Annotated in this window: 10 protein-coding genes; 3 read left to right on the top strand and 7 right to left on the bottom strand. The window is 63.2% G+C overall.

Annotation, left to right across the window (positions count from 1 at the left end):
• Positions 1 to 62 precede the first annotated feature (62 nt).
• A complete protein-coding gene (locus tag IFU00_03845) occupies positions 63 to 1,373 on the bottom strand; it encodes a glycosyltransferase family 4 protein (GenBank protein ID MBD8541412.1) in 1,311 nt (436 codons plus the stop codon).
• 317 nt (positions 1,374 to 1,690) lie between these two features.
• Between IFU00_03845 and IFU00_03840 the strand changes: the two genes are divergently transcribed.
• Positions 1,691 to 2,851, top strand: coding sequence for a hypothetical protein (locus IFU00_03840; GenBank protein ID MBD8541411.1), 1,161 nt, complete (start codon positions 1,691 to 1,693; stop codon positions 2,849 to 2,851).
• Here the strand turns inward: IFU00_03840 and IFU00_03835 are convergent.
• The 3 genes from IFU00_03835 to IFU00_03825 form a co-directional block, all read right to left on the bottom strand.
• Entirely contained in the window at positions 2,832 to 3,836 is a 1,005-nt protein-coding gene (locus IFU00_03835; GenBank protein ID MBD8541410.1) for a fumarylacetoacetate hydrolase family protein, read from the bottom strand. The two genes, IFU00_03840 and IFU00_03835, sit on opposite strands and share 20 nt — an antisense overlap.
• Before the next feature lie 55 nt (positions 3,837 to 3,891).
• On the bottom strand, positions 3,892 to 4,986 hold the full coding sequence (locus IFU00_03830) for a phospholipase A (GenBank protein ID MBD8541409.1): 1,095 nt from the start codon (positions 4,984 to 4,986) through the stop codon (positions 3,892 to 3,894).
• Positions 4,987 to 5,140: 154 nt separating this feature from the next.
• Positions 5,141 to 5,857, bottom strand: a complete 717-nt coding sequence (locus IFU00_03825) for a 16S rRNA pseudouridine(516) synthase (protein MBD8541408.1) — start codon at positions 5,855 to 5,857, stop codon at positions 5,141 to 5,143.
• A 214-nt stretch (positions 5,858 to 6,071) separates the two neighbouring features.
• Here IFU00_03825 and IFU00_03820 point away from each other — a divergent pair, with 214 nt between their 5' ends.
• Positions 6,072 to 6,482: a hypothetical protein gene (locus tag IFU00_03820; GenBank protein ID MBD8541407.1), complete on the top strand. Its 411-nt coding sequence runs from the start codon at positions 6,072 to 6,074 to the stop codon at positions 6,480 to 6,482.
• Positions 6,483 to 6,889: 407 nt separating this feature from the next.
• On the opposite strand, the gene IFU00_03815 is transcribed toward IFU00_03820, so the two are convergent.
• The 3 genes from IFU00_03815 to IFU00_03805 form a co-directional block, all read right to left on the bottom strand.
• On the bottom strand, positions 6,890 to 7,891 hold the full coding sequence (locus tag IFU00_03815; protein ID MBD8541406.1) for a S49 family peptidase: 1,002 nt from the start codon (positions 7,889 to 7,891) through the stop codon (positions 6,890 to 6,892).
• Positions 7,892 to 8,055: 164 nt separating this feature from the next.
• Entirely contained in the window at positions 8,056 to 8,715 is a 660-nt protein-coding gene (locus tag IFU00_03810) for an HAD-IA family hydrolase (GenBank protein ID MBD8541405.1), read from the bottom strand.
• Positions 8,716 to 8,806: 91 nt separating this feature from the next.
• Positions 8,807 to 9,787: an RluA family pseudouridine synthase gene (locus IFU00_03805; GenBank protein MBD8541404.1), complete on the bottom strand. Its 981-nt coding sequence runs from the start codon at positions 9,785 to 9,787 to the stop codon at positions 8,807 to 8,809.
• A 661-nt stretch (positions 9,788 to 10,448) separates the two neighbouring features.
• On the opposite strand from IFU00_03805, the gene IFU00_03800 reads away from it, so the two are divergent.
• Positions 10,449 to 13,643, top strand: a complete 3,195-nt coding sequence (locus tag IFU00_03800) for an Rne/Rng family ribonuclease (protein ID MBD8541403.1) — start codon at positions 10,449 to 10,451, stop codon at positions 13,641 to 13,643.
• Positions 13,644 to 13,766: the final 123 nt, after the last annotated feature.

Raw genomic sequence — 13,766 nt, 5'->3', positions numbered from 1 at the left:
GAAACCTGCCCCAGTTCAGGGGCGGCGTCGTGCGTACTACGGACTGCGGATTGCGTGGGAGATTACATGCGGCGGCGCGCGAGAACCGGCGCTGCCTGCTTGTGGCTGTGATCGGCCAGGCCGCCAGGCTGGTTGGCGGAGGGATTGGCAGCAATGCGGGCAGCAACCAGGCCGGACGTGGCGCCCTGGCCATTGCTGCTGGTCGTAATGAGGGGGCTGACTGCCACCGGCTTGACGGCGACGGTAGCCGCCTTCGGTGCCAGCGGCGCGGTCGCGACCGGCATGATGAACGGCGCATGGCGGCGGCGGGCACGCCAGGCCGAAACGACCAGCGCGTACACGCCCAGATACAGCGCGAAACTGGCCAGTGCGCCCTGTACCAGCACGGCCGGATCGCCCGCGTAATTGACGGCGAGCGCCGCCGGCACCAGGGCGATACCCCACGAGACCGGCGAGACGAAGGCATTGCGCAGCGGCGGTGGCAGCATGCGCAGGTAGCGCGCCGTGATCGCCGTCTTGACCAGGCTGTGCAGGTGCCAGCTGTCCGGATGCCCCGGATGACGACGGCACCACAGGCGACGCATGATCGTGAAGACGGTCTCAAAAACCGGGTAAGCGCAGGCCAGCAGCGGCGCCCAGGCCGACACCGACGGATTGCGGTAGACCAGCATCACGGACAGCCAGGCCAGCAGGAAGCCAAGCAGATAGGCGCCGCCATCCCCGAGGAACAGCTTGCCTAACGGAAAATTGACAACGAAAAAGCCCGCGGTCACGGCGCAGATCACGAAGCACAACTGCGCCAGGTGAATATCGCCGGCGCCCATGGCGATCAGGCCCAGCGTGCCAAGCCCGATAACGACCGTGCCGCTGGCCAGCCCATTGAAACCGTCGATGATATTGACGGCATTGGCCACGCCGCCAACGGCAAACGCGGTAAACAGCACCGAGAATGGCAGCCAGCCCAGCATGCCATCGAGCAGTGGCATGCCCGTGTGCTGCAGCGTGACGCCGGTGAGGAACCAGCACACCACGCCACTGCCGATCGTGGCCAGCAGGCGGGTGCGCACAGAGACGGTGCGGGTCAGGTCTTCGGCCAGGCCAAAGACAAAGGCTGGCAGCGAGGCAATGAGGACCGGCAGCAGCAAATCGCGCTGCGCCTGCGGCAACACGCCCAGCGCCAGCCAGAGGCCGGTCATGATGGCGGCGCCGCCGATGCGCGGGGTTGGGGTGATATGGAATTTCTGCACGCCACGCGTTGCATCAAGCGAGTAGCGGCCATGCCAGCGTGTCGTGAGCACGAGCAGGAGCGATACGATCAGCGATGTGGCGAAGCCGATTTCGAGGCCGGCTAATGGCAGGTTATAAATACTCATAGAACCACTTTGTTAACTCGTCAATTCTATCGCATTTCGGGTCATTTCTTCCCCAATCGTGTTGCTGCAGGGTTTCTCACGCAATTTCACTCATCATTAATGGTGCATTGCAAGCCCTTGATTATCAAAGACTTATTTAGTGATTTTAGGTACGTTGCGCTGCAACAATCAATAGTACAGATACTTCTCCTACCATTTCTCCACAAATTGTTACACTTTTCCATAGTGATATTTAGATAGATTTATTTCTTATTACCCAATTGGGGCGAATCATGGCGCGTCGATATTCAACCGTACGAGCGTTCTATTCGATCGTCATGTTATGTCTGGGCGTTGTACATTCTGCACATTCAATGGCCCAGAGCTCTACGTCGTCCGACCTGCTCGAAGCACGGGCGCGGCTGCAGGAAGCCGAAGCCAGGCAGGCAATCGCCGAAGCAGAGCGCGCCGAATTGCTGGCGCGCCTGCCACCGGCGCAAGCCAAAGCGCTGGGCGGCAGCGTCGATACGCGCGGCTTCGGCGCCGCCGGTCTGGCGCGTGCGTTCGACCTGACGCTCGAACTGGCAGCCGTGGTCTGCCACATGTTGCCGCCCGACCGTGTCGTCATCCTGTATGACCCGCTTGTCAGCCAGGGCATCGTGGTGGCACGCACCGTCGATGCCACGCTGGTCCGCCAGGCGCAAGAGCTGGCCGTGCGCAATGCCGCGCTACAACGCTACATCGAGGCCAGCACGCCGGCGGCCGCGCGCCGCCGCAGCGCCCTGCTGCTGGCCTGGCTGACGGCGCCGACGATGATCCTGCGCGCCGGGGCCGACCTGGCCAGCCTGTTCAAGACCGACACCACGCTGGCCGGCGCCGCCTACGGCGACGGCGCCCGCGCCCTGTTTGCCAGTGCCATGGCGCGCAGCTGCCCTGCCCGCCTAGCTGGCCTGAGTGGCGGCTATATGGGCGAACTCGACGTCACGCGCCATGCGGCGCTGCTGGAACGGGTGCGGCTGGTGGGGCTGGAACGCGCCGCGCTCGCGCAGCACATCGACGCACTCGACGCACTGGCCGCCTCCGCCAAGGGCGAGCGCAAAAAAGAGCTCGCCGCTATTGCGGCCGCTGCGACGGTACAGCTCAAGGCAGTCGACAGCTTCATCGACGCTCTGCGCGCTGGCGAAGTCAGCGACAAGAGTCCTTTGTTGACGACGGCGCGCTATCTTGGCCAGGCCGAACGCAGCGCCGGCGCGCTGGTGCTCGATGTCGATCTGCGTCTCGAAGGCCTTGCCGTACAGCGCGATCACCTGTTCACGGGCGAGCGGCTGGCCTTGTCCGGCGTGGCGTTTCTCTGGTACCGGCTGCATGAACCGGATGGGCGGCTGGTGCGCGCCGATGCGCTGCGCCGGATCAGCCGGCCGGTGCGCGTCGATCTGCGTGGCGTGCCAGATAATGACGGCTTCTGGGACGAGCCCGGCGTCAAGCCACCGCGGCCCTGAGCGTCTGCTCGATCGCCCCGGACAGCGATCTGCCTTTCTCGTCGAGCATCTCGATGCGCACCGTATCGCCAAAGCGCATGAACGGCGTGACCGCGTCGCCGCCGGTGGCCATCTCGATCCAGCGCGCCTCGGCAAGGCTGGCATAGCCCGGCGTATGGCGCCTGGTTGCCCGGTTCGACACGATGCCCGAGCCGACAATCGTCCCCGCCGTTACTGGCCGCGTCATTGCCAGCGCTGACAGCAGCTGCGCAAAATTGAACGTCATGTCTTCGCCCGCCTCGAGCGTGCCAACCGGATTGCCGTTGAAGCGCACGCGCAGCGGCAGCGCAACTTTTGCGGCCGTCCACGCGTCGCCCAGCTCGTCCGGCGTGACCGCCACTGGCGCAAACGCGGTGGCCGGTTTGGCTTGCAGGCCGAAACCCGCCGCCAGCGCATCCGGCGCCAGGTTGCGCAGCGTGATGTCATTGGCCAGCAACAACAGGCGGATCTGGCCCAGCGCCGCATCGGGCGTCGCGCCCTGGCGCAGGTCGCCACTCACAATAGCCAGCTCGGCGCCGAAGTCGATACCCCATTCTTCGCGCGCCAGCACCAGGTCCTGCGTGGGGCCAAGCAACCCATCGGCTGCGGCCTGGCGCAGCTGCGGCGCGTCGCGCCATGCGGCCGGCAAGCTGCTGCCAAGTGCGCGCTGTTCCAGGTCGTGGTGGTGCAGATAGGTGGCGCCGCACACGCGGGCGCTGGCGCGCGGCAGTGGCGCCATGCATTGGGTCGGGTCGAAGTCGAATGCGCGGCGCGCTTTGGCGTCGCCCTTGCCGTCGTTCAATTGACGGTAGAGTGCATCGAGTTGCGGGGCAATGAAAACCCAGTCATCGAGCGCGGCGCGCAAGCTTGGCGCGATGCCATCGGCAATGTGGGCAGTGGACAGGTCGCGCGACACCACGGCCAGTTGGCCGTCGCGGGTGCCGTCGTCCAGCGAGGCAAGTTTCATGGGCGGGCTCGTGGGAACAAGCCCGCCATTCTACGGTACGGCAGGTGTGAAACGATCAATACTTGACGATGACACCGACGCCCAGGCTGCGCTGGAAGTAGTTGTAGTCGATCATGCTCTGGCCATAGCCGGCGAACGCATTGACATAACCCTTGATCGGGCCGACGAGCGGGAATGCCCAACCGACCTGGACTGCACCCTTGTCGGTGCTGAAGTTACGGCGCACGAGGGCCGAGACTTCATGGCCGCTACCCATGCGGTAATTGCCGGCCAGTTCGAAGCGGCCCATGAAATCGGTGATGTCCGGGTTGTTGTCATCTTCCAGCGATTCATTGACACGCTTCCAGAGCTTGGCGGTCATGGTCAGCGGACCACGTTCCAGGCCGACCTGGGCGTAGTAGCGGTTCCAGCTGCGCGACAGGCTCGACGACTGACCGTTCGACTGGTGCACGAAGCCCAGGTTCAGGAAGCGCACGTTGATGCCGGCCAGGGCGAAGTCCAGTGGCATGACTGCCATGATCTCCGGCTGGTAATTGGTTTCGCGGAACGGGCTCGATGCCTTGTGGTTGGCCGCTTGCCAGAACGAATTCTGGGTATAGCCGAACCAGACGTCGATCGGTTGCTCGAACAGGGTCTCGACCAGCTTCATCTTCACGCTGAGCTGGAATTCCAGTTCGGCCTTCGACAAGCCTTCGGCATCCGGGTCGGTCGCCAGGAAGTCGGCGTACGGCGCTTCGTTCGGGCGGTGGGTACGGGTCGCGATCAGGTAGTTCGGGTGGTGCGGACGGAACTTGAACGCGCCGCGCTTGTCGCGTGGATCGAGTTCCCAATGGCTGCTCAGCGTGTATTCAGCGGCGGCCTGGACGGTTGGATCGACGGTGGCGGTGTGATCGACGGCGCTGTTCAGCGGTGCGTCGAACGCGCTCTGGGCAGCCACGGCCGGTGCGACAACCGGGGTCGATGCGGTGCTCGCGGCAGCGGCGCTGCCGGTGCTCGCAACGCGGTCGAAGCAGGCCAGGCGCTGGGCGCTGTCGAGGATCGGGGTGCATTCGGCCAGGGTGGCCGGCTGGCTCTGTGCCATGACTGGCAGGGCCAGCAGCAATGGAATCAGGGCGAGGGAATGGGAGAGGCTCGGTCGGTATGCGTACATGGTTATTTTTCTGGAAAATTCATTCGTGCGACAACCGGTGCCCGGACGCCGTCGGAACGGAGTGTCGCGGAAATCGGCTGACTATGTCGCACGAATATTGTGGTTAAGCATGTTCCGTTGTGAAATTTCCACAACAGCATGCGGATGTGGTATGTCAGCCTGGTACGAGCAGGTCGAGCTGTGCCTGGTCGAGGAAGCACCACTCGCCTTCTTCGAGTCCCAGCGCGGCCAGCGTCAAGCCGCCGATCTGGGCCCGATGCAGCGCGCTGCAGTGATTCTCGGCAGCTGCCAGCATGCGCTTGACCTGGTGATATTTGCCCTGCTCCAGCACGATCTCGATGGATTGTTCGCCCAGCTTGACGCACGACACTGCCTTCAATGGCGCCGGCTCATCGTGCAGTTGCACGCCGGCGAGCAGCCTGGCGACGAGTTCCTCGGTCACCGGCTCAGCCGTCGTGGCGTGGTACACCTTCGGTACGTGGCGCTTGGGCGACGATTGCGCGTGGATGAACGGGCCGTCGTCCGACATCAGGAGCAGGCCGGTGGTGTCATGATCGAGCCGGCCGACGGGCTGCACATCGCGCCAGGTAAATTGCTCTGGCAATAGGGTCAGGACGCCCGGATGGTGGCTCGGCTTGCGCGAGCATTCGAAGTTGGCCGGCTTGTACAGCGCAATATAGACATGCTCGCGGTACGCCCATTCTTCGTCGAAGACGGTCAGCACCAGGCCGTCGGTCTCGAACGTGGCCTTGAAATTATCGGCGACCTCGCCATTGATGGTGACGTCGCCATCCTCGATCAGGGCGCGGCAGTATTTGCGGGTGCCGAATCCCTGCGATTGCAGGATGCGGTCTAGGGACAGTTTACTCATGGGGCGAGACTTTACCAGAACAGGTCCGGCGCGGACAGACTGACAATTAGAGCAATGTTTTTTAGTCAACTTGCATGCCGCGGTTCATTTGAGCAGCGTCAAGTCTGCAGAAATTCTTATTGATAGACTTCAACATGTTAGGAATCCGCCTAACGACCATGATGGTTGTTTGCCATACATCAAGGTGCAATTCCGCCAGAGAACAGGACTGAACGTGAACGATGATCTCGACACCTGCTATGAAAAGCTTTCACCGCACGAAGTGCATTGCGCGCGCCAGCGCGTCGCACGAGTACATGCGGCGCTTTTTCCCACGCTGATGGCATTGTCGCGCTGGAGCAGCGGCGCCCGACCCTTGCCACATCACGACCAGTTCCGGCTGCGTGCTGCGTGGTTTGCGCGCGTTGGCGGCGACCATCAGGACTGGCTCGAACGCGGCGGCTTTGCCCAGCATGACGATTTGCCCCCACTGCGCCAGCCCACCATGTGGCACCCGCCGCGCCTCGTGTCACCTTCGACGCCTCAGGCGAATGACACCATGACCGACCACTGCAACGACAACGATCTGGACCACCCGTCACGCCGCACCGGCCGCGATGGCGACGCCGCTAGTGCGGCAGCCTGACCTGATTCCTGCAACGCCCGTCACCGCAGCGCCAGCCGCACTCCCCTGTCCACCAAAAAAAACACAGCAGCCTGGTCGGCAGACGTAGGGTGGGCGGCTGCGCCGCCCACGCGTTCAAACCAACATCGCTCCATGACATGCAAAGGCGAGTTGCACGCATCGATGCACAACTGGTCCACCAAAAGGAAACGACGGCCTGAGCCGTCGTTTCCATTCCCGCCGCGCGCATGCACGCGCCCGGGACAGTCTTACCGCGAGGAATAAAAATTCTCTCGAAAACCGCACAGGGGTGCGGTCGCCAGCGTTCACCGTCCGGGATCAATGGGCAAGCAGCTTGACTGATCCACCGCAGCGTCGGCCACCGTTTCACTATAGCCGCATATCCTCTGGTTTCAAGGACAACATGCTTAGCGCAATTTGGGCACGGCGCTGTGATACGCCGCACGGACGGCGCTCTCGCCCACCGACGCCCCAAATTTCTTCAGCACCCGTTCCGGCAAGCCTTCGTGCGCCGTGTAGTCGACGATGTCTTCGGCCTTGACGATGTCGCGTGCCACCGTATCGACGGTGCCAAAGGCATCGGCCAGGCCCATGTCGACCGCGCGTGCACCGGTCCAGTACAGGCCCGAGAACGTCTCGGGCGTCTCTTTCAGGCGCTTGCCGCGCCCGGCGCGCACCACCGAGATGAACTGCTGGTGGATTTCGTTGAGCATGGCCTGGGCATGTTCGCGGTGCTTTTCCGATTGCGGGCTGAACGGATCGAGAAACCCCTTGTTCTCGCCGGCCGTCAGCAGGCGGCGCTCGACACCCAGCTTTTCCATCGTGCCGGTAAAGCCGAAGCTGTCCATCAGCACGCCCACCGAGCCGACGATCGAGGCCTTGTTGACGTAGATACGGTCGGCGGCCGAGGCGATGTAGTAGCCGCCCGAAGCGCAGATCTCGTCGACCACGACATACAGTGGTTTATCGGGATAGCCGCGCTTGAGGCGCTGGATTTCATCGACGATGATGCCGGCCTGCACCGGACTGCCGCCCGGGCTGTCGATGCGCAGCACGACAGCGGCCGAGCCTGGATCGGAAAACGCCTTGTTCAGCGACGGGATGACGGTGTCGGCCGCGCCGCTGCCTTCGGCTTCGATCTCGCCGTTGATTTCGATCAGCGCCGTATGGCGGCCGAGGTTTTCGGTGTCGCCGCTGGCGAAGTTGAAGTCGTAGTAGGCCCACAGGGCCAGCAGCGCCACGATCAGGAAGCCGAGCTTGAAGAAGATGCTCCAGCGGCGCGCAGAGCGGCGCTCCTGGACGGTGGCAAATACCAGTTTCTCGAGCGTGTCGCGCTCCCAGTTGCTCATCGTCGGATTCGACGCGAGCCGGCTGTCGCCGGGTTGGTCAATGCTCGTATGGTCACTCATAAAGTCGGGAAGGTGGACGACGAAACGCCGTCCCCGCGCGTCACGCGCGGGGCTGTTCGTGCGGCAATCAGTATATCGTGCCAGCGCCCTCGCGTACGGTCGGCAAGACCACCCGTACGCCGCTGGTCCACTTCAGCCGCTCTCAGGCTTCAGTGAGCCCGACCTCAGGCGTGCTCGAGCAGCCAGTCATGCAGCTCGGGAATGTTCTTGGCAGAGAACAGTGGCTGGCAGGCGTGGAGCTGGCTGACCGGATGGGCACCGAACTCCACCGCGATACCGGCCGCGCCGGCATTGGTGGCCATCAGCAGGTCGTGCGTCGTGTCGCCGATCATCACCGTGCGCCGCAAATCCTGACCAAGCTCGCGCGTCAGCTCTTGCAGCATCGCCGGATGCGGCTTGGAGAATGTCTCATCGGCGCAACGTGTTGCATCGAAGATCGACAGCAGCCCGGTCGCATTGAGCGCGCGGTTCAGACCGACCCGGCTCTTGCCGGTCGCCACCGCCAAAAAATAACCTTCGTTCGACAACGCATTGAGCATCTCGGGCACGCCCTTGAACAGCACCAGCTGGTGGTCCTTGGTCAGAAAATGGTGCCGGTAACGCTCGACCATGCGCGGATACAGCGCCGGCTGGATATCGGGCATCACCGCCTGCATCGCTTCGGCCAGGCCGAGGCCGATGACGTGCGCGGCCGACGAGTCGGTTGGCACCGGCAAGCCCAGGTCGCGCGCGGCCGCCTGGATGCACTTGACGATGGCGGCGGTACTGTCCATCAAGGTGCCGTCCCAATCGAAGACGATCAGGTCGAATTGTTTTCTAGCCATAATTAGTGGCGGCCAGGCCGCCGGTCCCCTGTTGTTTTTTATTGGTGCGCTGTCGTACTTGCGCGATGTGGTTGCTCTGCGCCTGACGGTATTACACCGGGGCGCCCAGACTTGTCAGGAAGCGCTCACACTCGGCCGGCATCGGCGCGCGCAAGGTCATGCGCTCGCCCGAGTCCGGATGCGTGAACGTGATCTGGTGCGCGTGCAAAAACATGCGCTTGAGCGCGCCACGGCTTTCATTCGCTTTGTGCAATTGCTTGTTGAACGCGAAATCACCGTACTTTTCGTCGCCCAGGATCGGAAAGCCCGACGAGGCCAGGTGCACCCGGATCTGGTGCGTGCGCCCTGTCTTGAGCTCGGCTTCGAGCAAGGCGAAATTGTGCCATTTTTTTAACAAACTGAAAATCGTGTGCGCTTCCTGACCACCGGCCTGGACCAGCACGCGCTTCTCGCCTTCCGCGCTCGTGTATTTATGCAGCGGCAAGCGGATGTGCTGGCGCTTGTTGACCCAGTCACCTTTCACAGCGGCATAGTAACGCTTGTCGGTCGTGCCTTCGCGCATCTGGTCATGCAGGTGCGTCAGCGCGCTGCGTTTCTTGCCGATCAACAGGAGGCCCGAGGTTTCGCGGTCGAGCCGGTGCACCAGTTCCAGGAACTTCGCTTGCGGGCGCGCGGCTCGCAATTGTTCGATCACGCCATACGACACGCCGGAGCCGCCATGCACGGCCACGCCGCAGGGCTTGTCGATCACGAGCAGATGCGCGTCTTCATAGACGACGGCAAATTCGGCGCCCGGTGCGGCGTGCTCGGCCGACTTTTCGGCGATGCGGATCGGTGGAATACGGACGGTGTCGCCGGCAACCAGGCGGTACAACTGGTCGATGCGGCCCTTGTTGACACGGACTTCGCCGGAGCGAAGGATGCGGTAAATGTGGCTCTTTGGTACGCCTTTACAGACACGCAACAGGTAGTTGTCGATGCGCTGGCCGGCTTCTTCTTCGTCGATTGTCACGAACTGCGCTTGCAGTGCTGCGGGGGATGAAGGGGGGACACTATCGTTCTGCATTGCCATTCGGTCTGTCTTCCCAGAAATTCTCTCTAAGTCCTTCATTTTGAATATATAATCGACAGGCGGCGGTCAAACCTCTGCTGGTGTAAGAATTAAAATGAAATTTTACACTGGGGCACGCCCCATCGGCCCCGCCAAGTGCAAATTCGATGGAAAGAACGTGTACGCACATCCTTGCGCCAATCAAGGTTGCAACCGATTTGTAATCGGATTGCGCGCAATGATGCCGGATTGGATTGTCAGGATTCTTAAGGATAAGTACCAGCAAGCATCCTTAACAAAGTGCTTGCCGGTTGATGGTGTCGATAACGCTTGTCGTTTTCGCCGACCCCGCTGCTGCAGCATCCACACCGCTTGAGCAAGGCTGTCTCTTCGCCTCCAGGCCGGTCGGTTGCTGGCGCCCAGGGTCGGCTGGCTGTGGCACACCCTCCCTTGTTCGTTGCTGTGCCAACCCCAATGTGGTGGCAGGTAACGGACAAAAGTTGCGGCGTGTTTAGACAATGACGTTCGGCCCCACAGCGCCCCGTTGCGGCAGCGAAATTACTTTGCTGTACCGCACGCCCGGGCATACCCCCTCCTGTCACCCGTCCCCGCATACATCCCTGTAGCTGCGCTGCCCGCGAGGGCGGCCTTCACACGGCCCCCGGGTCACGGAGTACTAAAAATGAAACGCATGTTGTTTAACGCGACGCAGCAAGAAGAGCTGCGCGTCGCTATTGTCGATGGCCAGAAGCTGATCGACATCGATATCGAGACTGCCGGTCGCGAACAGCGCAAGTCGAATATCTACAAGGGTGTCATCACCCGCATCGAACCCTCCCTCGAAGCCTGCTTCGTCAGCTACGGCGAAGACCGCCACGGTTTCCTCCCCTTCAAAGAAGTCGCCCGCACGTATTTCCGTGAAGGTGTTGACGTGCGCAATTGCTCCATCAAGGAAGCACTGCGCGAAGGCCAGGAAATCATGGTCCAGGTCGAAAAAGAAGAACGCGGCAACAAGGGCGCTGCCCTGACCTCGTTCATTTCGCTGGCCGGCCGCTACCTCGTCCTGATGCCGAACAACCCGCGTGGCGGCGGCGTCTCGCGCCGCGTCGAAGGCGAAGAGCGCCAGGAACTGCGCGAAACGATGGACAAGCTCGACCTGCCGCAAGGCATGTCCGTGATTGCCCGCACTGCCGGCATCGGCCGCAATGTCGAAGAACTGCAGTGGGACCTGAACTACCTGATGCAACTGTGGCGCGCGATCGAAGGCGCCGGCAAGTCGTCCAACGGCGCGTTCCTGATCTATCAGGAATCGTCGCTCGTCATCCGCGCGATCCGCGATTACTTCCAGCCGGACATCGGCGAAGTGCTGATCGACACCGACGAAATCTATGAACAGGCGCAGCAGTTCATGAGCCACGTGATGCCCGACATGGCGCACCGCGTGAAGCGTTACAGCGATGACGTGCCGCTGTTCTCACGTTTCCAGATCGAACACCAGATCGAAACCGCCTACGCGCGCACCGTGCCGCTGCCATCGGGCGGCGCCATCGTGATCGACCACACCGAAGCGCTGGTCTCGATCGACGTCAACTCGGCCCGCGCCACGCGTGGTTCGGACATCGAAACGACCGCCTTCAACACCAACTGCGAAGCAGCCGACGAAGTGGCGCGCCAGTTGCGCCTGCGCGATCTGGGTGGCCTGATCGTGATCGACTTCATCGACATGGAAGTGGCCAAGAACCAGCGCGAAGTCGAACAGCGCCTCAAGGATGCGCTGCACCATGACCGCGCCCGCGTTCAGATGGGCAAGATTTCGCGCTTCGGTCTGATGGAACTGTCGCGCCAGCGCCTGCGTCCGTCGCTGTCCGAAGGCTCCCACGTGACCTGCCCGCGCTGCTCGGGCACCGGCCACATCCGCGATACCGAATCGTCGGCCCTGCAAGTCCTGCGCATCATCCAGGAAGAGGCGATGAAGGAAAATTCGGCCGCCATCCACGTGCAGGTGCCCGTCGATGTCGCTGCTTTCCTGCTGAACGAAAAGCGTGGCGAAGTGCTCAAGATCGAGAACCGCCATCGCATCACCGTGATCCTGATCCCGAACAAGCATCTGGACACGCCGCATTACAAGCTCGAGCGCATCAAGCACGACGATCCACGCCTCGAAGACGCACACGCCAGCTACGCGATGGCCGAGTCGGCCGATACCGACATGGCCTACGCGAAGCGCCAGAAAGAAGAAGCCAAGCCGCGCCAGGAAGCCGTCGTCAAGACGATCACCCCGGCCCAGCCTGCGCCGCTGGTCGACCGCAGCGAAGCGGCCAAGCCAGCCAAGCCCGCCGCCGCCCCTTCTGTTGCGGTGCCGGTGGCTGCACCGGTGGAAGAAGAAGGTTTCTTCGCCAAACTGCGCAACTTCTTCTTCGGCAAGCCAGAACCAAAAGGCGCCGCACCCGCCGTGCTGGTGGAAGTGCCTGTCACCACCCCTGCGCAGGCAGAGCGCGACCGCAACAACCGCACCAAGAATGGCCGTACCGGTGGCCGTCCAGGTGGCAAGCCAGGCCGTGAACGCGAAGAGCGCGAGCCGGTTGCCAAGGCGGCCGCACCGGGCGAAGAGCTGGCCAAGGGCCCGGACGCCGAAGCGCGTCCACCACGCCCGCCGCGTCCTCCACGTCCACCGCGCGAAGGCCGCGAGCCGCGTGAACCACGCGAGCCGGCCGACGCCGCGCCACGTGCCGAAGGCGCCGAGCGTCCTGAACGTGGCGAGCGTCCTGAACGCGGCGAACGCAAAGAGCGCCAGCCACGTCAGCCGCGCGAGCGCACCGAGCGTACGGAACGCACCACCCAGGTCATCGAAGCCAAGCTCGACGAAATCAATGTCAGCCAGGTGATGTCGAACACCACCGTCGCCGTGACCACCACCGGTCCGGAAGGCAGCCAGGAAGTCGTGCAGCAAGTCATCAAATCGGTGACCACGATCGGCCCGGATGGCGAAGAAGTCGAGATGGATGGCGACGAGCCACGCCGTCGTCGTCGTCGCGGTGGCCGTAACCGCAACCGTCGCGATCGTGATCAGATCGAAGGCGAAGGCGGCGAAGGCAATGAAGACGCACCAGCCTTCGCGCCGGTAGCGGACGAAGAAGTGGCCAAGGTGGCAGCCGCTGCCCGCGCCGCGAAGGGCAAGCAGGCGCAGTCCGGTGCCCAGGCGCCGTGGCCGTTCCCGACCTCGGCATCGATCGCGGCCAAGGATGATGCGGCGCAAGCTGCAGCTGCAGCACCAGCGCCAGCAACTGCGCCGGTGGTTGCGCAAGCGGCGCTGGTCGAAGGCAATATGTTCCCGACGTCGGCCTCGATGGCGGCAACGACGGCTGATGTGGCGCCTGCCAATGTCGAGCCGGTCAACTTCCCGACGGCGGCATCGATGGGGGCGCCGGCAGAGGTTTCGGCACCAGCACCGGCACCGGCATCGACCGAGCCGGTCATGTTCCCGACGGCGGCGTCGGTGGCGGCTGAACATGTTGCTGAACCGGTCATGGCCGAGGCTGCGCATGCACCAGCGCCTGTCGAGCCGGCGCCGGTGGTGGAAGTCGCCCCTGCGCCAGTTGTCGAGCCTGTTACAGCCGTGGCAGTCGAGCCAGCGCCAGTGGCAGCAGCGGAAGTGACCACGGCGCCTGCGCCAGTGGCTGCTACCCCTGCGCCAAAGCTGGACGACATGCTGGCCGAAGCGGGCCTGCAACTGGCCGCGACCGATCCTGAAAAGCTGCGCGCCGCCCAGGCCGCAGCAGCACAGGCGGCCACGCCGGTGCGCGTTGGCCGTGCCCGCAAGCCGGTCGTCGTGCCGGTCGACGAGCCGCTGGTACAGGTCGATACCAGCCGTCAGTAAGCACCAGGTAGTACATCCGGCGTACGTCGCCCCTCGCGCAGGCGCGAACAACGTACGCCGGACCCCATCCCTTCTCTCCATGCAGCAGCGCGCCCGGCAGTATTCCCGGGCGCATGCTATCGT

The sequence above is a fragment of the Oxalobacteraceae sp. CFBP 8761 genome (genome assembly GCA_014841595.1).
Lineage (GTDB): Bacteria > Pseudomonadota > Gammaproteobacteria > Burkholderiales > Burkholderiaceae_D > Telluria.
This window is presented reverse-complemented; position numbering and strand designations above follow the sequence as displayed.